At 68.0% G+C, this 18,801-nt stretch carries 18 protein-coding genes; 6 read left to right on the top strand and 12 right to left on the bottom strand.

Annotation, left to right across the window (positions count from 1 at the left end; translation table 11 throughout):
• Positions 1 to 46 precede the first annotated feature (46 nt).
• Positions 47 to 331 carry a heavy-metal-associated domain-containing protein gene (locus ABRZ00_RS05140; protein ID WP_343837435.1) on the bottom strand — a complete coding sequence of 95 codons (285 nt, stop codon included), beginning with the start codon at positions 329 to 331 and terminating at the stop codon, positions 47 to 49.
• A 108-nt stretch (positions 332 to 439) separates the two neighbouring features.
• Between ABRZ00_RS05140 and dinB the strand changes: the two genes are divergently transcribed.
• Positions 440 to 1,573 carry a DNA polymerase IV gene (gene dinB, locus ABRZ00_RS05135; protein WP_368642727.1) on the top strand — a complete coding sequence of 378 codons (1,134 nt, stop codon included), beginning with the start codon at positions 440 to 442 and terminating at the stop codon, positions 1,571 to 1,573.
• A gap of 37 nt (positions 1,574 to 1,610) precedes the next feature.
• On the opposite strand, the gene ABRZ00_RS05130 is transcribed toward dinB, so the two are convergent.
• Positions 1,611 to 2,483, bottom strand: a complete 873-nt coding sequence (locus ABRZ00_RS05130; RefSeq protein ID WP_368642728.1) for an MOSC domain-containing protein — start codon at positions 2,481 to 2,483, stop codon at positions 1,611 to 1,613.
• A gap of 178 nt (positions 2,484 to 2,661) precedes the next feature.
• Between ABRZ00_RS05130 and ABRZ00_RS05125 the strand changes: the two genes are divergently transcribed.
• Both ABRZ00_RS05125 and ABRZ00_RS05120 read left to right on the top strand, forming a co-directional pair.
• Positions 2,662 to 3,546 carry an EamA family transporter gene (locus ABRZ00_RS05125; RefSeq protein WP_368642729.1) on the top strand — a complete coding sequence of 295 codons (885 nt, stop codon included), beginning with the start codon at positions 2,662 to 2,664 and terminating at the stop codon, positions 3,544 to 3,546.
• Between the two features lie 58 nt (positions 3,547 to 3,604).
• Positions 3,605 to 4,795 carry an acetylornithine transaminase gene (locus tag ABRZ00_RS05120; RefSeq protein WP_368642730.1) on the top strand — a complete coding sequence of 397 codons (1,191 nt, stop codon included), beginning with the start codon at positions 3,605 to 3,607 and terminating at the stop codon, positions 4,793 to 4,795.
• Between the two features lies 1 nt (position 4,796).
• Here ABRZ00_RS05120 and ABRZ00_RS05115 read toward each other — a convergent pair whose 3' ends face one another.
• The 8 genes from ABRZ00_RS05115 to gcl all read right to left on the bottom strand — a co-directional run bounded on the left by ABRZ00_RS05115 (position 4,797) and on the right by gcl (position 14,494).
• Complete coding sequence (locus ABRZ00_RS05115; RefSeq protein ID WP_368644543.1) at positions 4,797 to 5,189, bottom strand: hypothetical protein; 393 nt, start codon at positions 5,187 to 5,189, stop codon at positions 4,797 to 4,799.
• Positions 5,190 to 5,351: 162 nt separating this feature from the next.
• The gene (locus ABRZ00_RS05110; protein WP_368642732.1) at positions 5,352 to 7,526 is read right to left on the bottom strand and encodes a malate synthase G; all 2,175 of its coding nucleotides are present in this window, start codon (positions 7,524 to 7,526) and stop codon (positions 5,352 to 5,354) included.
• Between the two features lie 183 nt (positions 7,527 to 7,709).
• Positions 7,710 to 9,128 (bottom strand): pyruvate kinase, encoded by a 1,419-nt coding sequence (gene pyk / locus ABRZ00_RS05105; protein ID WP_368642733.1) that lies wholly within the window; start codon positions 9,126 to 9,128, stop codon positions 7,710 to 7,712.
• 2 nt (positions 9,129 to 9,130) lie between these two features.
• A complete protein-coding gene (locus ABRZ00_RS05100) occupies positions 9,131 to 9,556 on the bottom strand; it encodes a heme-binding protein (protein WP_343837454.1) in 426 nt (141 codons plus the stop codon).
• Positions 9,557 to 9,585: 29 nt separating this feature from the next.
• Positions 9,586 to 10,848 (bottom strand): glycerate kinase, encoded by a 1,263-nt coding sequence (locus tag ABRZ00_RS05095; RefSeq protein ID WP_368642734.1) that lies wholly within the window; start codon positions 10,846 to 10,848, stop codon positions 9,586 to 9,588.
• 154 nt (positions 10,849 to 11,002) lie between these two features.
• Positions 11,003 to 11,887, bottom strand: a complete 885-nt coding sequence (glxR, locus tag ABRZ00_RS05090; protein ID WP_368642735.1) for a 2-hydroxy-3-oxopropionate reductase — start codon at positions 11,885 to 11,887, stop codon at positions 11,003 to 11,005.
• 35 nt (positions 11,888 to 11,922) lie between these two features.
• Entirely contained in the window at positions 11,923 to 12,699 is a 777-nt protein-coding gene (hyi, locus tag ABRZ00_RS05085; RefSeq protein WP_368642736.1) for a hydroxypyruvate isomerase, read from the bottom strand.
• 13 nt (positions 12,700 to 12,712) lie between these two features.
• Positions 12,713 to 14,494, bottom strand: a complete 1,782-nt coding sequence (gene gcl / locus ABRZ00_RS05080; protein WP_368642737.1) for a glyoxylate carboligase — start codon at positions 14,492 to 14,494, stop codon at positions 12,713 to 12,715.
• 222 nt (positions 14,495 to 14,716) lie between these two features.
• Here gcl and ABRZ00_RS05075 point away from each other — a divergent pair, with 222 nt between their 5' ends.
• Both ABRZ00_RS05075 and ABRZ00_RS05070 read left to right on the top strand, forming a co-directional pair.
• The gene (locus ABRZ00_RS05075) at positions 14,717 to 15,634 is read left to right on the top strand and encodes a LysR family transcriptional regulator (RefSeq protein WP_320348041.1); all 918 of its coding nucleotides are present in this window, start codon (positions 14,717 to 14,719) and stop codon (positions 15,632 to 15,634) included.
• Positions 15,631 to 16,545, top strand: a complete 915-nt coding sequence (locus tag ABRZ00_RS05070) for a DMT family transporter (protein ID WP_368642738.1) — start codon at positions 15,631 to 15,633, stop codon at positions 16,543 to 16,545. Before ABRZ00_RS05075 ends, ABRZ00_RS05070 begins: the two co-directional genes overlap by 4 nt.
• Positions 16,546 to 16,598: 53 nt before the next feature.
• Here the strand turns inward: ABRZ00_RS05070 and ABRZ00_RS05065 are convergent, their stop codons facing one another.
• Both ABRZ00_RS05065 and uraD read right to left on the bottom strand, forming a co-directional pair.
• A complete protein-coding gene (locus tag ABRZ00_RS05065; RefSeq protein WP_368642739.1) occupies positions 16,599 to 17,108 on the bottom strand; it encodes an ureidoglycolate lyase in 510 nt (169 codons plus the stop codon).
• Positions 17,109 to 17,193: 85 nt separating this feature from the next.
• Positions 17,194 to 17,721: a 2-oxo-4-hydroxy-4-carboxy-5-ureidoimidazoline decarboxylase gene (gene uraD, locus ABRZ00_RS05060; RefSeq protein ID WP_368642780.1), complete on the bottom strand. Its 528-nt coding sequence runs from the start codon at positions 17,719 to 17,721 to the stop codon at positions 17,194 to 17,196.
• A 137-nt stretch (positions 17,722 to 17,858) separates the two neighbouring features.
• Here uraD and ABRZ00_RS05055 point away from each other — a divergent pair, with 137 nt between their 5' ends.
• Positions 17,859 to 18,791 carry a LysR substrate-binding domain-containing protein gene (locus tag ABRZ00_RS05055; protein WP_368647855.1) on the top strand — a complete coding sequence of 311 codons (933 nt, stop codon included), beginning with the start codon at positions 17,859 to 17,861 and terminating at the stop codon, positions 18,789 to 18,791.
• The last annotated feature ends 10 nt before the right edge of the window (positions 18,792 to 18,801 follow it).

The raw sequence follows: 18,801 nt of genomic DNA, 5'->3' as shown, positions 1-18,801 counted from the left end.
GATTCCAGCGGTGGACAGCCCGCAGGGGCTGTCCAGCCGTCTGGAATCATCCCCCGCATCCGCCGCAGCAGTTGCCGTCTTCGCCGTGGACGGGCTTGAGGGCTTCGTAGCCGGCGTCCTGGACGGCGACTTGCAGGCGCTGGACGGAGACCTGGGCGGTGTCGAAAGTGACGGTGGCCTTTTCGTCGGCCAGGGAGACCGTGACCTCGGAGACGCCGGGGACGGCGGCCAGGGCCCGGTCCACGGTATCGGCGCAGGATGGGCCGCGCAGGCCGACCAGGCGCAGGGTGGCTGTTTTCTGGGAAGAACGTTTCAGGGTTGCTGCTTCCATGGGGTCCTCGCGAGCGGGGAAAGCCCTTGATGAGGGCGGGGTTATAGATTCATTTGAAATACATCTTCAAGGACGGCTAGTATAGCAGGGACTCTGCTTGTTCGTGCCATGTCCGCCGCCGCTCCCGCCCGCCGTATCGCACATCTGGATATGGACGCGTTCTACGCGTCCGTGGAGTTGCTGCGTCATCCGGGCCTGCGCGGCCGGCCGGTGGTGATCGGCGGGCACGGGCCGCCGCCCGCCGAAGGCGGGTACGCCCTGCTGCGGGATTATGTCGGCCGGGGGGTGATCACGACGGCGACCTACGAGGCTCGCGCACTGGGCGTGCATTCGGCCATGGGCATGATGAAGGCCGCGCGCCTGGCGCCCGAGGCCGTGATGCTGCCGGTGGATTTTCCGGCCTACCGCCACTATTCGCGGCTGTTCAAGGCCGCCGTGGCGGCCATCGCGCCCTGCATCGAGGATCGCGGCATCGACGAGATCTACATCGATCTGACCGGGTTGCCGCAAGAGTCCGGCACGCTGGCCCGCCTGCTGAAACAGGCCGTGCGCGATGCGACGGGGCTGAGCTGTTCGATCGGCATTTCACCGAACAAGCTGTTGTCGAAGATCGCCTCGGATCTGGACAAGCCCGACGGCATCACGCTGATCGGCCCGGGCGATCTGGAGCGGCGCATCTGGCCCTTGCCGGTGTCCAAGGTCAACGGCATCGGCCCTAAGGCCACACGCAAGCTTCAGGCCCTGGGTATCGAGACCGTAGGCGGGCTGGCGCAGGCCGCGCCGGCGTTGCTGCAGCAGCATTTCGGGCTGGGAACGGCCCAATGGCTGCTGGACGTGGCGCATGGCATCGACGAGCGTCCGGTGGTGACGCAGTCCGAGCCCAAGTCGCTCAGCCGGGAGACGACCTTCGAGCGGGATCTGCACGTGCGCCGCGATCGGCCGCTGCTGTCGCGGATTTTTCTGGAGCTGTGCGAGCGCCTCGCCGGAGACCTGGCCCGCAAGGGCGTGCGCGGCTCGACGGTGGGCATCAAGCTGCGTTTCGATAATTTCCAGGTGGTCACCCGCGATCTGACGCTGGACGCGGCAGTCGGGGATGCCCGGGCCATCCACCGCGCCGCCGGGCAATGCCTGAAGCGGGTGCCCCTGGAGCGGCGCTTGCGGCTGCTGGGCGTGCGGGTCAGCAAGCTCGAGCCCGTCGGCGCCGAGGACCGGCCGCATCCGGTGCAACTGGATCTGTACTGATGGGCGGATGCTGCAATGCGCAGGCGCCCCGGCCGGCTCAGAAATCGTATTCGGGTTCGATGGCGTCGCCTACCTGGAGCCAGGTCTCGCCGTCCGGCAGTGTGGCGATGGCGTTCATGCCGAACAGCACGCCCTGCTCGAACTGCCGGTGCCGCGCCAGGGTGCGGCCCGGCTCCGCCGCCGTCGCGCCGGTGGCCGGGTCTACATTGGGGATGGGGCAGCGGGCGCAGGCCTTGACGAAGGCAAAGCCGGCGCGGCCCGTGCGGAATCCCGCCAGGTGGTCTTCATCGTAGGGCTCCAGGCCCTGGAGCACGATGTTGGGGCGGAAGCGGATCATGTCCACCGGCGCGGCGCCTTGGCCGGCCAACTGGCCGTTGAGCTCTTCCAGCGAATGCCGATTGGTCACCAGGAAGGGAAAACCGTCGGCAAACGCGAAGGCATGGCGGTCCACGGGCAGGAAGGATTGCGGCCAGTCGGGATGGGTCTGGATCCAGCGGCTGACGTGCGGCACGCTCGCCAGGCGGCGGGCCTGGGGGTGCAGGTGCAGCAACCGGCAGGGCGTGCCGATGAAGGCGCTCAGCCATGCGGCGGCTTCATCGCCCTGGTCGGCGCCCAGGGTGGGCGTGCCCCAGATGACGACCGGTACGGTTTCGGCGTGCGCGGAAGGGGTGGGTGCGAAGCAGTCGGCCTGGCCGGGAGCCCGCAGCCACAGGCCGTCGGCCGTGGGTTCGGGGCGGATCAGCACCATGCGGGGATGCTGGCGCTGGGTCATGAAAACGCCTCGGCCGTCCACGATGACCCAGTGCCGGTCGAATGCCAGGCCGGCTTCGGTGATGCGGGCGCGTTCGTGGGCGATGCCGGCGCAGGACTTGACGGGGTAGCTGTACAGGCTGTGGATGGCCAGGCGCATGGAACTCTGCCGATGTCGGGGAGGAAGAAGGACATTCTAAAGCGCGAAGCGCCGGCGCATGGCGTCATGGCGTCCCCGGTTGCCCATGCCGGCCGAAAATACCGTAGCATGCAATGTTCGCGGGATTTGCGCGCGCCCTGACGCGGTCTCCGACATGCGCGTCGAAGCAGGAGACTCCATGCCCTTGAAAGACATCCTGGCCGCCCTGACCGTCATCGTGGTGTGGGGCGCCAATTTCGTCGTCATCAAGATCGGCGTGGACGAAGTCCCGCCGATGCTGCTGGGCGCGCTGCGCTTCCTGTTCGTGGCCTTCCCGGCCGTGTTCTTCATTCCCCGCCCCGCCGTCCACTGGCGCTACGTCGTCGGCTATGGGGCAACCATCTGCCTGGGCCAGTTCGTCTTCCTGTTTCTGGCCATCTATCTGGGCATGCCCGCCGGTCTGGCGTCCCTGGTGCTGCAGGCGCAGGCCTTCTTCACGGTGGCGATCGCCGCGCTGGTGCTGCGCGAGGCGGTCCGTCCGCATCACATGCTGGGAATCGGCCTGGCGGCCGCCGGGCTGGTGCTGCTGGACCTGGGTGCGGGGGGCGAGACGGCGGTGCCGCTGGCGGGCTTTCTGCTGACCCTGGCGGCGGCGTTCAGTTGGGCCTCGGGCAATGTGGTGCTGAAATGCGCAGGCCCGGTGCGCATGCTGCCGATGGTGGTATGGGGCGCCTTGCTGCCGCCCGTCCCGTTTCTGCTGCTGTCGCTCGTTTTCGAGGGGCCGGACCGCATCGTCGATACGCTTGCGCATCTCAGTTGGCGCGCCGTGGGCGCGGTGGCGTATCTTTCCGGGGTGGCGACCTTGATCGGCTATGTGCTGTGGGGGCGTCTGCTGGCGCGCCATCCGGTCGCCCGTGTCGCACCGCTCAGCCTGCTGATCCCGGTGGTGGGGCTGCTCTGCGCCGATTGGTTCCTGGGCGAGCGGCTGGGCCTGTGGCAGTGGCTGGGCGGGCTCGTGGTGCTGGTCGGTCTGGCGGTGAATCTGTTTGGCGCCAGGCTCTGGAAAACCCCGCGTCCGTCTTAGAATATCGGTTTGCGCGGCGCCGTGCCGCCGGGACTACGTTTTTCAGGAATTCGCACACATGTCGATCGATCGCGCCGGGCTGAACGCCCTGATGGAAATCACTTCGCGTCCGGAGCTGGTGTTCGTCCGGGGCCAGGGCTCCTGGCTGGAGGACCACACCGGCAAGCGGTATCTGGATTTCATCCAGGGCTGGGCCGTGAACTGCCTGGGCCATAATCCCCAGGCCATGATCGACGCGCTGGACCGCCAGTCGCGCCTGCTGATCAATCCGTCGCCCGCCTTCTACAACCAGCCGTCCATCGACCTTGCCCGCCGCATCGTGGAGTCTTCCTGCTTCGATCGCGTGTTCTTCGCCAACAGCGGGGCCGAGGCCAATGAGGGCGCGATCAAGCTCGCCCGCAAATGGGGCCAGTTGCATCGCAAGGGCGCCTACAAGATCATCACGTTCGATCATAGTTTCCACGGCCGCACCCTGGCCACCATGTCGGCTTCCGGCAAGGCGGGCTGGGACACGAAATTCGCGCCGCAGGTCGATGGTTTTCCCAAGGCCGACCTGAACGACCTGGATTCGGTGCGCGCGCTGATCGACGATCGGACGGTCGCCGTGATGCTGGAGCCCGTCCAGGGCGAGGCCGGCGTGATCCCGGCGACGCGCGAATTCCTGCAGAGCCTGCGCGCCCTGACCCGCGAGCATGGCCTGCTGCTGATCGTGGACGAAGTCCAGACCGGCATGGCCCGCACGGGGCGGATGTATGCCTATCAGCACGCCGGCATCGAACCCGACATCATGACGCTGGGCAAGGGCATCGGCGGCGGCGTGCCGCTGGCGGCGCTGTGCGCGCGCGAACCCGTCTGCTGCTTTGAGCACGGCGACCAGGGCGGCACCTATAACGGCAATCCGCTGATGACGGCGGTGGGCGCGGCGATCTTCGACGTGCTGGCGGCCCCGGGCTTCCTGGACGAGGTCAACGCCCGGGCGCAGCAACTGTCGGCCGGCCTGACGGCGCTGTCGGACAAATGGAGCATGCGCGGCGAACGCGGCCTGGGCCTGCTGCGGGCATTGATCATGGACCGCGACGACGGCCCGGCGCTGGTCCAGGCGGCGCGCGAACGCGCGCCGGAGGGCCTGTTGCTGAATGCGCCGCGCGGCAATCTGCTGCGCTTCATGCCGGCCCTGAACGTGACCGCCGGGGAAATCGACACCCTGCTGGCCTGGCTGGATGAATTGCTGGCCCAGGTGCGCCGCTGATTCAGGGTTGGGCGGCGTGCCAGGCGTTGTTGAGGAGACCATCGCCCGTCTTGTCGCCGGGCTTGGCGTCTTTGGCCCAGTAGTACAGCGGACGGCCCTTGTAGGCCCATTGCTTGCCGCCGTCGTCGCGGGTCACCAGGCTCCAGTCGCCGGTGGCGGCGGCCTCGCCGGACGCCATCAGCGGCGGCCAGTTGGCGGCGCAGCCGCCGTTGCACACGCTCTTGCCTGAGCCTGCGGCATCCTTGTCGAAGACATAGAGCGTCATCTGGTTGGGGCCGACCAGCACTCCGTTCATGGCGGTGGCTGGCTCCTGGGCCCGGGCCGCGGGCGACGCCAGGATGCAGGCGGCCAGCAGCACCGGGCCGAGGATGGAAAAGGAAGCGAGACGAGTCATGGCAGTTCTCCTTGCCTGATTTGGCCCGCGGTAACGATCCGGCCGCGCGGCAATTCCATTGAACTCCATATTTTTGTCCGAAGCGATCCCCGCATTGAAAAAAAACCGCCGCGACCGTGACCGGTCCGGCGGTTTTCAGGGCGGGGCGAAAGCGCCCGCGGATCAGGCCCTGGCGGCCAGTTCGGCCTTCTTCACCTGGCGCCAGTGGTGCAGCAGCGGCTCGGTGTAGCCGTTGGGCTGCTCCAGGCCCTTGAAGATCAGGTCGCTGGCGGCCTTGAAGGCGCAGGACGTGTCGAAGTGGCCGTCCATGGGCTCGTAGGCGTCGTCGCCGGCGTTTTGCTTGTCCACCACGGCGGCCATGCGGCGCAGGGTCTCCTCGACCTGCGCGCGGGTGACGACGCCGTGTAGCAGCCAGTTGGCGATGTGCTGGCTGGAGATGCGCAGCGTGGCGCGGTCCTCCATCAGGCCCACGTCGTGAATGTCGGGCACCTTGGAGCAGCCCACGCCCTGGTCGATCCAGCGCACCACGTAGCCCAGGATGCCCTGGCAGTTGTTGTCCAGCTCCTGCTGGATCTGCTTGGGCGTCCAGGTGGGCGCGGCGGTGACCGGCACGGTCAGGATGCGGTCGGTGTAGTCCTCGTGGTGGTTTTCCAGGGACTTCTGCACCTCGACCACGTCGACCTGGTGGTAGTGCAGGGCGTGCAGGGTGGCGGCGGTGGGCGAAGGCACCCAGGCGGTGTTGCCGCCGGCCTTCACGTGGTTGATCTTCTGCTCCAGCATGGCGGCCATCAGGTCGGGCATGGCCCACATGCCCTTGCCGATCTGGGCGTGGCCGCGCAGGCCGCATTCCAGGCCGGTCTGCACGTTGTTCAGCTCGTAGGCCTGGATCCAGGGCTGGGCCTTCATGTCGCCCTTGCGCACCATGACGCCGGCGCGCATCGAGGTGTGCAGCTCGTCGCCGGTGCGGTCCAGGAAGCCGGTGTTGATGAAGGCCACGCGCGCGGCGGCGGCGGCGATGCAGGCCTTGAGATTGACGCTGGTGCGGCGCTCCTCGTCCATGATGCCCATCTTGATGGTGTGGGGCGCCAGGCCCAGGAGCTGCTCGACGCGGTCGAATACCTCGCTGGCGAAGGCGACTTCGTCGGGGCCGTGCATCTTGGGCTTGACGATGTAGATCGAGCCGGTGCGGGAGTTCTTGCGCGACTTCAGATCGTGGATGGCGATCAGCGAAGTGCAGACGGCGTCCAGGATGCCCTCGGGCACCTCGCGGCCCTCGCGGTCCAGGATGGCCGGGTTGGTCATCAGGTGGCCGACGTTGCGCACGAACATCAGCGAGCGGCCGTGCAAGGTCGCGGCCGAACCGTCGCGGGCGGTGTATTCGCGGTCCGGATTCAGGCGGCGGGTGAGAGTCTTGCCGCCCTTGACCAAGTCCTCGGCCAGATCGCCCTTCATCAAGCCCAGCCAGTTGCGATAGGCCAGGACTTTGTCGTCGGCATCCACGGCGGCGACGGAGTCCTCGCAATCCATGATGGTGGTGAGGGCGGCTTCGACGACCACGTCCTTGATGTGGGCGGCGTCGGTCTTGCCGATGGGGTGCCCGGCGTCGAACTGGATCTCGATGTGCAGGCCGTGGCGGCGCAAGACCAGCGCCTGCGGGGCGGCGGCGTCGCCGCGATGGCCCAGGAAGGCGCCGGCATCGGCCAGCGTGGTGGCCGTGCCGTCTTTCAGCGTGACGCGCAGATTGCCCTGGATGACGGCATAGGCGGTGGCGTCGGCGTGCGAGCCCTGGGCCAGGGGGAAGCTGTCGTCCAGGAAGCGGCGGGCGAAGGCGATGACGCGCGCGCCGCGCACCGGGTTGTAGCCCCCGGTGCGCTCGGCGCCGTCCGTCTCGGGGATCGCGTCGGTGCCGTACAGAGCGTCGTACAGGCTGCCCCAGCGGGCATTGGCGGCGTTCAGCGCGTAGCGGGCGTTCATCACCGGCACGACCAGTTGGGGACCGGCCTGGGCGGTGATCTCGACATCGACGTTCGCGGTGGTGACGGCGACCTGGGCGGGCGCGTCTTTCAGGTAGCCGATCTCCTTGAGGAAGGCGCGGTAGGCGGCCGGGTCGGCGATGGGGCCGGGATGCTGGGCGTACCAGTCGTCCAGGGCGGCCTGGAGGCGGTCGCGTTCGGCCAGCAGTGCGCGGTTCTTGGGCGCGAGATCATGAATGATCGCCGAGAGGCCTTCCCAGAAGGCGGCCGGCTGTACGTCCGTACCCGGCAGGGCTTCCTGTTCGATGAAGCGGTGCAGGGAGGCGGCGATCTGGAGTCCATGGCTGGAGATGCGATCGGTCATGATGGTCCTTGGATGAGCTGGAAATCGATCCTTTGATTATAGGCAGTCTTCTATAAGAGTTAAAGTTGCGCCCATGACCGGCGGCGACCCGCCATGCGCATGCAAGTGATTGCCGTGCAAAAGAAAACGCCCGCTTCCGGGGAAGCGGGCGGGCTATATGCCGGTCCGGATAGTGCTTATTTTTCAGGACACCTGGGCAATGTGCAGCAGGTTCGTGCTGCCGCTGTGTCCGAAAGGCAGGCCGGCGATCACGATGAGGGTGTCGCCCGCTTCGGCCAGCCCGGCCTGGCGCGCGGCGGCCGTGGCGCGCTCGATCATTTCGCTGGATTCGCGCAGTTGCTCCGGGAAATGAACGGGACGCACGCCCCAGGCCAGGGCCAGGCGGCGGGCGGTTTCAGGTTGCGGCGTGAGGGCCAGGATCGGCGTGGCGGGGCGTTCGCGGCTGGCGCGCAGGGCGCTGAAGCCCGAGGCCGTGTAGGCCACAGTCGCGGCAGGTTCCAGCAGGCCGGCGACGCGGCGCAAGGCGCAGCAGATGGCGTCCGGGATGTTGGCCTCGGCCGGGCTGTGGGTGGCGTCCAGGTTGGCGCGCCAGGAAGGGTCGGCCTCCACTTCGCGGATGATGTGTTCCATGATGGTGACCGCTTCGACCGGGTACTGGCCGGATGCCGATTCGGCTGACAGCATGACGGCGTCGGCCCCGCTGTAGACGGCGGTGGCGACGTCGGAGGCTTCCGCGCGGGTGGGGACGGGCGCGGTGATCATGGATTCCAGCATCTGCGTGGCGACGACCACCGGCTTGCCCGCGGCGCGCGCCCGGCGCACGATCCGCTGCTGCAGCACCGGCACGCGTTGCGGGGGCAGTTCCACGCCCAGGTCGCCGCGCGCCACCATGAGGCCGTCGGCCTGCGCCACGATGGCCTCCAGGTGTTCGATGGCGGCGGGCTTTTCCAGCTTCGCCATGATCCAGGCGCGGTTGCCGATCAGGCCGCGCGCCTCGACGATGTCCTCGGGACGCTGCACGAAGGACAGGGCGACCCAGTCCACGCCCAGCGACAGGCCGAATTCCAGATCGGCGCGGTCCTTGGGCGTCAGCGGGGAGATCGGCAGGATGACGCCGGGCACGTTCACGCCCTTGCGGTCGGACAGCGGGCCGCCCACCAGCACGGTGGTCTCGGCGAAATCCGGGCCGTGGCGGTCCACGCGCACGCGCAGCTTGCCGTCGTCCAGCAGCAGGTCGGTGCCGTCTTCCAGCGCGGCGAAGATTTCCGGGTGCGGCAGATTGGCGCGGGCCGCATCGCCTTCGGCGGAATCCAGATCCAGGCGAAAGGGCTGGCCGGCCTTCAGGACGGTCTTGCCTCCCGCAATCCGGCCCACGCGCAGTTTCGGTCCCTGCAGGTCCATCAGGATGCCGATGGGGCGGCCCAGTTCCTGCTCGACCTGGCGGATGATGCGGTGACGCTCGGCGTGGTCTTCGTGCGTACCGTGACTGAAGTTCAGGCGGAACACATTGGCGCCGGCCAGGGCCAGGGCGCGGATCTGTTCGGGCGTGGAGCTGGCGGGCCCCAGGGTAGCCAGGATGCGGGCGCGGCGGTCGGGGGTCATGGCTAGGCTCCTGCGTAGAGATGATTGGCGCCGTCCAGGGCGGCCACGCCGGCGCGGGCCACCTGGGCGTCCTGCCCGGCCTGCACGCCGGACACGCCGACCGCGCCGATGATGTGGCCGTCGAAATAAATGGGTTCGCCGCCCTCCAGGGGTACGACGGGCATGGACAGGGCGGCGATGCGCCCCTGGTTGACCATGTCTTCGTAGACTTTGCTGGGCTTGCCGCTGAGGATGCAGGCGCGGGCCTTCTCCGGGGCCACCTGGGCGCTCATGAGGGGGGCGCCGTCCATGCGTTGCAGCCACAGGGCGTGGCCGCCTGCGTCGCAGATGGCGATGCTGACGTTCCAGCCGCTCTGGCGGGCTTCGGACTCGGCGGCGGCGGCCATGCGGCGCGCGTCTTCCTGGCTCAGGACTCGGATGGTCTTCATGGTGTGTCTCCTGGGGGGCGCCGCCGGGTTCAGAGGACCAGGACGGCGCGGAAATCGTTGACGTTGGTCAGGGTGGGGCCGGTGATGAGGGAATCGCCCAGGCGCTCGAAGAAGCCGTGGCCGTTATTGTCGTCCAGGTGGGTGCGCGGCGGCATGCCGGCCGCCCAGGCGCGCGCCAGGGTGTCGGGGCCGATGAGGGCGCCGGCGATCTCCTCCTGGCCGTCCACGCCGTCGGTATCGCCGGCCAGGGCGTGGACGCCTTCGGCGCCGTCCAAGGTGATGGCCATGGAAAGCAGGCATTCGACGTTGCGCCCGCCCCGGCCCTGGCCGCGTACGGTGACGGTGGTCTCGCCGCCCGAGAGCAGCACGCAGGGCGCGGGGACGGGCTGGCCGTGGGCGCGCACCTGCAGGGCGATGCCGCCCAGGACCTTGCCGACGTCGCGGGCCTCGCCCTCGATGCGGTCCCCCAGCAGCAGCGGCGCGACGCCGGCGTCCCGGGCTACGGCGGCGGCGGCCTCCAGCGCCCTCTGGGGGGTGGCCACCAGATGGGTTTCGACGCGCGCCAGCCGGGCGTCGCCCGGTTTGAGGGTTTCGCCTTCGCCGGATTCCAGCAGGCGGCGGGCGCCGGCCGGCAGGTCGATGCCGTAGCGGCGCACGATGTCCAGCGCGTCGGCGCAGGTGGTCGGATCGGGCACGGTCGGGCCCGAGGCGATGTCGCCGGGCTGGTCGCCCGGGACGTCGGAGATCAGCAGGTTGACGACGCGGGCCGGCGCGCAGGCCGCCGCGAGCCGGCCGCCCTTGATGCCCGAGAGGTGGCGGCGCACGCAGTTCATTTCGGATATCGTCGCGCCGGATTTCAGCAGAGCGCGGCTGATGGCCTGCTTGTCGGCCAGCGTGACGCCTGCGCCGGGGACGGGCAGCAGAGAGGATCCCCCGCCCGAGATCAGGCAGATCACCAGGTCGTCGGCCGTCAGGCCGGACACGCGCTCGAACAGCCGCCGGGCGGCCGTCTCGCCCGCCTCGTCGGGTACCGGATGGGCGGCTTCGACGATCTCGATGCGTTCGCAGGGCACGGCGTAGCCGTAGCGGGTGACGACCAGGCCTTCGAGCGGGCCGGCCCAATGCCGTTCGAGGGCCTGGGCCATGGCGGCCGAAGCCTTGCCTGCGCCGATGACGAGGGTGCGCCCTTTGGGCCTTTGCGGCAGGAAGGCGGGGATGCAGTGCTCGGGCTGGGCGGCGCGCACGGCCGCCTGGAACATGCGGGTGAGAAGTTCGCGGGGCGAGAGGTTCATGATGCGTCCATCCCGAAGGTGGGGGCGGTGGATGGGCCCGTGCCGGACGGATCCGGGCCGCTTGCAAGCCGGTGGGGCGGCGCCGCACGGTGTGCGCCCTGCCCGGCGGACCGCTGGCCGGTCCGCCGGGCAGGGCGTGGCGCGCAGCCTGCGCTTACTGGCCGATTTCGTGGTTCGCCATGATTTCCAGCGCGCGCACCATGCCGGAGTGATCCCAGCCGGCGCCGCCGTGGGCCACGCAGGCGTTGAACAGCTCCTGGGCCAGGGCCGTGCTGGGCAGGGACATCCCCAACTGGCGGGCGGTGGTCAGGGCCAGGTTCAGGTCCTTCTGGTGCAGATTGATGCGGAAGCCCGGGTCGAAAGTGCGCTTGACCATGCGCTCGCCGTGCACTTCCAGGATGCGCGAGCTGGCGAAGCCGCCCATCAGCGCCTGGCGGACCTTGGCCGGATCGGCGCCCGCCTTGGAGGCCAGCAGCAGGGCTTCGCCCACGGCCTCGATGGTCAGCGCGACGATGATCTGGTTGGCGACCTTGGTGGTCTGGCCGTCGCCGTTGCCGCCCACCAGCGTGATGTTCTTGCCCATCAGCTCGAAGATCGGCTTGCATTGGTCGAACGCGGCCTGGTTGCCGCCGATCATGATGGTCAGGCTGGCGGCCTTGGCGCCGACTTCGCCGCCGGAGACCGGCGCGTCCAGATATTCGCAGCCCAGCGCGTTGATCTTCTTGGCGAATTCCTTGGTGGCGACGGGCGAGATCGAACTCATGTCGATGACGATCTTGCCCTTGCTCAGGCCGGCGGCCACGCCGTGCTCGCCGAACAGCACGGCTTCGACGTCGGGGGTGTCAGGGACCATGATGATGATGATGTCGGACGCCTGGGCGACTTCCGTCGCGTTGGCGAGCGCTTTGGCGCCCGCGTCCAGCAGGCTCTGGGGCGTCTTGCCGACAGTGTAGGTGGCCAGGGTGTGGCCGCCCTGGATGAGGTTGGCGGCCATGGGGGTGCCCATGATGCCCAGACCGATGAAACCGATGTTGGCCATGTCAGTTCTCCTTGTTGATGGGTGTGTCGTGCGGATCAGGCCAGCGCCTGGATCCAGCCCAGGCCGTCCTCGGTGCGGGCGGCCGGTTTGTATTCGCAGCCGATCCAGCCGTCGTAGCCGGCGGCGTCGATGTGGCGGAACAGCCAGCGGTAATTGATCTCGCCGGTGCCGGGCTCGTTGCGCCCGGGATTGTCGGCAAGCTGGATGTGGCCGATGGAGCCGAGGTGCTTGCTGATCGTATTGCCCAGCTCGCCTTCCATGCGCTGCGCGTGGTAGATGTCGTATTGCACGCGCAGGTTGTCGGAGCCGACTTCGGCGATGATGGCCAGCGCCTGGTCGGTGCGCGACAGGAAGAAGCCCGGGATGTCGAAGGTGTTGATGGGCTCGATCACCAGGCGGATGCCGGCCTTCTTCAGTTCGGCGGCCGCGTAGCGCAGATTGTCCACGAAGGTCCGGTGCGCGGCAGCCGCGTCCACGCCTGCCGGCACCTTGCCCGCCAGGCAGTTGAGCTGCGGGCAGCCCAGGGCCTGGGCGTATTCGATGGCGCGGGCGACGCCCTGCTTGAATTCTTCGACGCGGTCGGGGTGGCAGGCGATGCCGCGCTCGCCGGCGTCCCAGTCGCCGGCCGGCAGATTGTGCAGCACCTGGACCAGGCCGTTGTCCTTCAGGCGCCGGGCCAGGTCCTGCTTGTCGTAGGCGTAGGGGAACAGGTACTCGACCCCCTTGAAGCCGGCTTTCGCGGCGGCCTGGAAGCGGTCCAGAAAGTCGATCTCGGTGAACAGCATCGACAGATTGGCGGCGAATTTAGGCATGTCGTGTAGCTCCTTAGTCCAGCAGGGTGATGGCGGTGGGGGCGTCCTCGCCGCGCTCGGCCAGTTCCTCGAACTCGTTGACCGCGTCGATGTCGTTGCCCATGGAGATGTTGGTGACGCGCTCCAGGATGAATTCGACCACGACGGGCACGCGGAATTCCTGGATCCAGGCGCGGGCCTGGGCGATCGCGGGCTGGATGTCCTCGACCTTTTTCACGCGGATCGCCTTGCAGCCCAGGCCCTCGGCGACCTTGACGTGGTCCACGCCGTAGCCCTCGGTTTCCGGCGCATTGATGTTGTCGAAGGCCAATTGCACGCAGTAGTCCATGTCGAAGCCGCGCTGCGACTGGCGGATCAGCCCCAGGTAGGCATTATTGACCACAATATGGATGTAGGGCAGATTGAACTGCGCGCCCACGGCCAGTTCCTCGATCATGAACTGGAAGTCGTAATCGCCGGACAGCGCCACGATTTCGTCGCCCGTGTCCGCGGCCACCACACCCAGCGCGGCGGGTACCGTCCAGCCCAGGGGGCCGGCCTGGCCGGCGTTGATCCAGTGGCGCGGGCCATAGACGTGCAGCATCTGCGCGGCGGCGATCTGCGACAGGCCGATGGTGGTGACGTAGCGGACATCGCGGCCGAAGGCCTTGTTCATTTCCTCGTAGACGCGCTGCGGCTTGAGGGGCGACTGGTCGAAGTGGGTCTTGCGCTGCATGGACTTCTCGCCCTTGCGCGCGCGGCATTCCCCCGCCCAGGCGCTGCGGTCGCGAAGCTGGCCGGCGGCCTTCAGGCGCTTGGCTTCCTCGATCATCAGGCGCAGGGCCGCGCCGGCGTCCGAGGCGATGCCGTAGTCGGGGCCGAAGACCTTGCCGATCTGGGTGGGATCGACGTCGATATGCACGAAGGTGCGGCCTTTGGTATAGACCGGGGTCGAACCCGTGTGGCGGTTGGCCCAGCGGTTGCCGATGCCCATCACGAAGTCCGAGGCCAGCAGGCTGGCGTTGCCGTAGCGATGCGCGGTCTGCAGGCCGACCATGCCCGCCATCAGCGGGTGATCGTCGGGGATCACGCCCCAGCCCATCAGCGTGGGGATGACCGGCACGCCGGTCAGTTCGGCGAATTCCTGCAGCAGATCCGCAGCGTCGGCGCTGAAGATACCGCCGCCGGCGACCAGCAGCGGGCGCTCGGACGCGTTCAGCATGGCCACGGCGCGGGCGGCCTGGGCCGGCGTGGCGGTGGGTTTGTAGACGGACAGCGGTTCGTAGGTATCGATGTCGAATTCGATCTCGGCCATCTGCACGTCGAAGGGCAGGTCCACCAGGACCGGGCCGGGGCGGCCGGAACGCATGATGTGGAAGGCCTGCTGCAGGATGCGCGGCACCAGCTCGGGCTCGCGCGCCATCACGGCCCACTTGGTGACCGGCTTGGCGATGGTTTCGATGTCGACGGCCTGGAAGCTTTCCTTGTGCAGTTGCGCGCGCGGCGCCTGGCCGGTGATGCACAAGATGGGGATGGAGTCGCCGGAGGCCGAGTACAGGCCGGTGATCATGTCCGTGCCGGCGGGCCCGGAGGTGCCCAGGCAGACGCCGATGTTGCCGGGATGGGCGCGGGTGTAGCCCTCGGCCATGTGCGAGGCGCCCTCGACGTGGCGGGCCAGCACGTGCTTGAAGCTGCCGTTCTTGCGCAGGGCGGAATACAAGGGATTGATGGCGGCGCCGGGCACGCCGAACAGCGTGGTGACGCCTTCTTTCTGCAAGACCGCGGCGGCGGCGTCGACTGCTCTCATTCTGGCCATGATTTCTCCTGGATCGGTCGGATGGACATTCGGTGACGGGACCAGAATAAAGAATTCGCCCGGGTGCAGGAATCCCAGTCACTCTCTGTTCTGTCGATACTATTGGTATCGAATGAGATGGGCTTGAGGTAGAATTTCCTGAGCCAGGGATCGGGGGACCGCATCCGGATTCTTCTTGTGCCGCCTTGCCTTGAGGATGTTTTCAGTCTGCGGAGGAGTGCCTTGAGTCGTTACACCGAGATACGCAGTTTTGTATTGATTGCCGATCAAGGCAGCTTCGCCGCCGCCGCGCTGGTCGAGGGCGTGACGCCGGTCGTCATGGGGCGGCGCCTGACGGCGCTGGAAAAGCGCCTGGGCGTGCAACTGATGCACCGGTCGACGCGCGGCCTGGTGTTGACCGACCTGGGCGAACGCTATCTGGAGCATTGCCAGCAATTGATCCAGGATTTCGACGCCGCCGATGCCAGCATCATGTCCCGGCGCCGTTCGCTGACCGGCCACCTGGTGGTGTCGGCGCCGGCCTCGTTCGGGCGGCTGCATGTCGCGCCGCACGCGCTGGCGTTTCGCGAGCGTTATCCGGACCTGGCCCTGTCCTTCAATTTCACCGACAGTGTGGTGGATCTGGTGCGCGAGGGCTACGACATGGCGATCCGCATCGGCGAGGTCACCGATCCGAACTACGTGGCGGTGCGCCTGTATCCGAACCGCCGCGTGGTGTGCGGCACGCCGGCCTATTTCGAGTCGTACGGCGTGCCGCGCGTGCCCGAGGATCTGGCGCGGCACAATTGCCTGGCCTTCAATCTGCAGGGGGGGCAGCATCGCGGCTGGACCTTCGTGCGCGACGGCAAGCCGTTTGCCGTGCGGGTGCGCGGCGACCTGGCCTGCAATGACGGCGAGTTGCTGTACCGCTGGGTGCGCCAGGGGTTGGGCATCGGCTGGCGGTCCACCTGGGAAATCCAGCGCGAGCTCAAGCGCGGCGAACTGGTGACGGTGCTCGACGAGTTCGCCCTGCCCGCCTACGACATCCAGGCCGTCTATCCGCAACAGCGCTATCTGCCCGCCAAGGTGCGCTATTTCATCGACGATCTGAGAAACCATTATCATGAACCCGGCTACTGGGAAGGACTGAACGCATCTTGAACACTGAAGAAAATCCGCCGCAAGGCGCCGGAAATCGCCGCAATGAGCGGCTCGCGCTGATGGCGCTGGCCGGCATGGCGCTGGTCTGGGGCTACAACTGGGTCGTCATGAAGAAGGTGCTGGCGCATGTCGGGCCTTTCGACTTTTCCGCATTGCGCACGCTGCTGGGCGCGGCGGCGCTGCTGGTGGTGCTCAAAGCGTTGCGGCGCCCCATGCTCATCCGGGCCTGGCCCCGCGTGGTGCTGCTGGGCGTGCTGCAGACCGGGGTGTTCTCGGCCTTGATCCAGATCGCGCTGCTGCAAGGCGGTGCGGGCAAGACTTCGATCCTGGTGTACACGATGCCGTTCTGGGTCATCCCGCTGGCCTGGGCGGCCTTCGGCGAGAGGATCCGCGGGCTGCAGTGGCTGGCCCTGGCGCTGGCGGCGGCCGGCCTGCTGCTGATCCTGGAACCCTGGCACCGGCATGCCGGCATTGCCAGCGAGGCGTTGGCGCTTGCCGCCGGCCTGTGCTGGGCGTTGGCGACGTTGGTGGCGAAATGGATCAAGCGCGACTATCCGATGGATGCGTTGCCGCTGACGGCATGGCAGATGCTGTTCGGGGCCCTCGCCTTGTGCCTGGCCGCCTGGGTGGTGCCCGAACGGCCGATCGAGCCGGTGTCCTACTTCTACGGGGCGCTGGCTTATAACGCCTTGCTGGCGACGGCCCTGGCCTGGTTCCTGTGGCTGTTCGCATTGCAGCACCTGTCGGCCGGCATGGCGGGGCTGTCGTCGCTGGGCGTGCCGGTGGTCGGTGTGCTGGCCGGCTGGCTGGAGCTGGGCGAAGTGCCCGGCGGGCTGGAGCTCGCGGGGATGATCCTGATCGGCGTGGCCCTGGCGGTGATCAGCCTGCGGCCGATGGGCGGGCGGAAATAGCGGCTGGCGTTCCCGGGCGCGGCCGGATCCGTCCGCGCCCGGTCGGGCCGGGTTCAGCCCAGCGCGGGGATGATGCTGGGTGCGTCCATTTGAACGATGTCGCAGTTCTCGCCCGGGCCGGCGCGGTCGATGATCAGAAAATCGGAAACGGCTTCCAGGCCCAGCAGCGGATGGTGCCAGACGCCGCGCGCGTAATTCACCCCCTGGTCTCCCCGGCACAGGAACACGCGCAGGTCATCGACCGAAGGCCGGGAGGCGGGCTGCGCAACCACCACGAGATAGGGGCGGCCGGATAGCGGAATGAAGGCCTGGCTGGCCTTGGGGTGGCGCTCCATCATGGTGATGGTGAACGGCAGCGTGCGCGGCAGGCCGCGGAAGATCGAGACGATGGCGCGGCCGTCTTCGCCCGGATCGATATGCGCCAGGTCGTGGTAGCGCTCGGTGTTGCCTTCGTTGATGGTGAAATGCCGGGCCGCGTCGTCCGCCTGGATGACGTCGCCGAACGGCGCGAAGGCTTCCCGTGTGAGGGGCTCGATGGTCAGGGAGGTGATCGTGGTGGTCATGGGGAAGCTCCGTGGAAAGCCCGGCGCGACGCCGGGGTCGGGCGGTGCCGGGTGCGGGGCCGGCCGGCGGCTCCGGTGAGGCGGCTCAGGCGGCGAAACGGGCGTCGAGGCGGAAGCGCGCGATCTGCCCGATCTGGTCCAGGCACGTGGCGAATTCGGCGTCTCTTTCATTGTGCAGCCGTTGTTCGATGGCGTCCATGATCTGGTAGCGGCTGCGCCCCTTGACGGCGATCACGAAGGGAAAGCCGAACCGCTCGCGATAGGCGGCGTTCAGGCCGCGCAGGCGCTGCAGCTCTTCGGCGCTGCATTGGTCCAGTCCGGCGCCGCGCTGCTCGCTGGTCGAGTCGCTGGTCAGGGTGCCCTCGGCGGCCTCCTTGCCGGCGAGTTCCGGGTGGGCCGTGATGAGGGCGAGCTGTTCGGCCGGATCCGCCTCGTGCACCACGCGCATCATGGCCTGGTGCAGCGCGTCCACATCGGCGAAGGGCCGGGCGGCCCAGGCGCGAGCCGGGATCCAGGGGGAGTGTTCGAAGATCGCCCCGAGTTCCCGGGAAAACTCGGCTTGGGGCAGAGAGGACAGTTCGTGCAAGGTCATGGCTGGGTGGGATGAGTGCATCATGATGGAAAGTCTACGGTGTATCGCGCGCCAAATGAAGGGCGCGACGCGGTATAAGTGGTATATGCTGTGCCGCATTCCTGGGGACGGACGGTTGCCCGAAGGCCCGCGTCCCCGCACGAACGGAGAACCCCAAGATGTCGACTCGACGCGGTAGCGAGACGCTGGATACGTATCTGCTGAAGGTCTTCAGCATCCTCATGGCCGAGCGCAGCGTATCGCGCACGGCCCTGAAGCTGAACCAGTCCCAGCCCGCCATCAGCGTGGCGCTGAAGAACCTGCGCCAGGTCCTGCAGGATCCGCTGCTGGTGCGTGAGAAAGGCGGCATGGTGCCGACCGACCGGGCGTTGGCCATCCTGGAGCACGCGCGCACGGCGCTGGCCTCGATCGACGCCATGCTGGAGGCGGGCGGGGCCTTCGACCCCGACAGCAGCCGCCAGGTCTTTCGGATCGGGTCGCCCGATTATCTTGCGCCGGCCTTCGCAGCGGCGGTGGTGACGCGCTTTCGCCGCGAGGCGCCGCATGCCCGCCTGGTGCTGCATTCCCTGGGCCCCGATTTCGATTTCGAGCATTCGTTGGCCGAAGGCGAACTGGACGTGGTGATCGGCAACTGGCCCGAACCGCCCGATCGCATGCACCTGTCGGTGCTGCTCGAAGACGAGATCGTATGCATGGTGGCGGCCGACCACCCGCTGGCGCGGCGCGGCATGACGCTGGAAGACTATCGGCGCGCGCCGCACGTGGTGCCGACCCCCTATTCCATCACGCAGCGCGGCATGATCGACACGGTGCTGACCTCGCTGCGCATCCAGCGCGTGGAATGCGTCGAAGCCCAGTCCTTCATGCTGGCCCCCTACCTGCTGCCGGGCACGGACCTGGTGTTCACCACCACGCGGCATTTCGCCCGCTACTACACGGAACTGCTGCCGCTGGCGATCCTGGAGTCGCCGATCGAGTTTCCGACGATGCGGTTCTATCAGTTGTGGCATGCACGCAATCACCATGCGCCCTCCCATCAATGGCTGCGGCACCTGCTCGGCGACTGCGGCAGGGGATTCGGCCGGACATAGGACAGTCCAC

The organism is Castellaniella ginsengisoli (assembly GCF_040955415.1).
In the GTDB taxonomy this organism is placed as follows: Bacteria; Pseudomonadota; Gammaproteobacteria; order Burkholderiales; family Burkholderiaceae_B; genus Castellaniella; species Castellaniella ginsengisoli.
The sequence above is the reverse complement of the archived record's forward strand: the minus strand, read 5'-3'. Positions and strand labels throughout refer to the sequence as shown.

Bases quoted from the DNA above. Each gene is read 5' to 3' on its own strand.
- ABRZ00_RS05140 (WP_343837435.1), bottom strand. From the start codon at position 331: ATGGAAGCAGCAACCCTGAAACGTTCTTCCCAGAAAACAGCCACCCTG.
- dinB (WP_368642727.1), top strand. From the start codon at position 440: ATGTCCGCCGCCGCTCCCGCCCGCCGTATCGCACATCTGGATATGGAC.
- ABRZ00_RS05130 (WP_368642728.1), bottom strand. From the start codon at position 2,483: ATGCGCCTGGCCATCCACAGCCTGTACAGCTACCCCGTCAAGTCCTGC.
- ABRZ00_RS05125 (WP_368642729.1), top strand. From the start codon at position 2,662: ATGCCCTTGAAAGACATCCTGGCCGCCCTGACCGTCATCGTGGTGTGG.
- ABRZ00_RS05120 (WP_368642730.1), top strand. From the start codon at position 3,605: ATGTCGATCGATCGCGCCGGGCTGAACGCCCTGATGGAAATCACTTCG.
- ABRZ00_RS05115 (WP_368644543.1), bottom strand. From the start codon at position 5,189: ATGACTCGTCTCGCTTCCTTTTCCATCCTCGGCCCGGTGCTGCTGGCC.
- ABRZ00_RS05110 (WP_368642732.1), bottom strand. From the start codon at position 7,526: ATGACCGATCGCATCTCCAGCCATGGACTCCAGATCGCCGCCTCCCTG.
- pyk (WP_368642733.1), bottom strand. From the start codon at position 9,128: ATGACCCCCGACCGCCGCGCCCGCATCCTGGCTACCCTGGGGCCCGCC.
- ABRZ00_RS05100 (WP_343837454.1), bottom strand. From the start codon at position 9,556: ATGAAGACCATCCGAGTCCTGAGCCAGGAAGACGCGCGCCGCATGGCC.
- ABRZ00_RS05095 (WP_368642734.1), bottom strand. From the start codon at position 10,848: ATGAACCTCTCGCCCCGCGAACTTCTCACCCGCATGTTCCAGGCGGCC.
- glxR (WP_368642735.1), bottom strand. From the start codon at position 11,887: ATGGCCAACATCGGTTTCATCGGTCTGGGCATCATGGGCACCCCCATG.
- hyi (WP_368642736.1), bottom strand. From the start codon at position 12,699: ATGCCTAAATTCGCCGCCAATCTGTCGATGCTGTTCACCGAGATCGAC.
- gcl (WP_368642737.1), bottom strand. From the start codon at position 14,494: ATGGCCAGAATGAGAGCAGTCGACGCCGCCGCCGCGGTCTTGCAGAAA.
- ABRZ00_RS05065 (WP_368642739.1), bottom strand. From the start codon at position 17,108: ATGACCACCACGATCACCTCCCTGACCATCGAGCCCCTCACACGGGAA.
- uraD (WP_368642780.1), bottom strand. From the start codon at position 17,721: ATGCACTCATCCCACCCAGCCATGACCTTGCACGAACTGTCCTCTCTG.
- ABRZ00_RS05055 (WP_368647855.1), top strand. From the start codon at position 17,859: ATGTCGACTCGACGCGGTAGCGAGACGCTGGATACGTATCTGCTGAAG.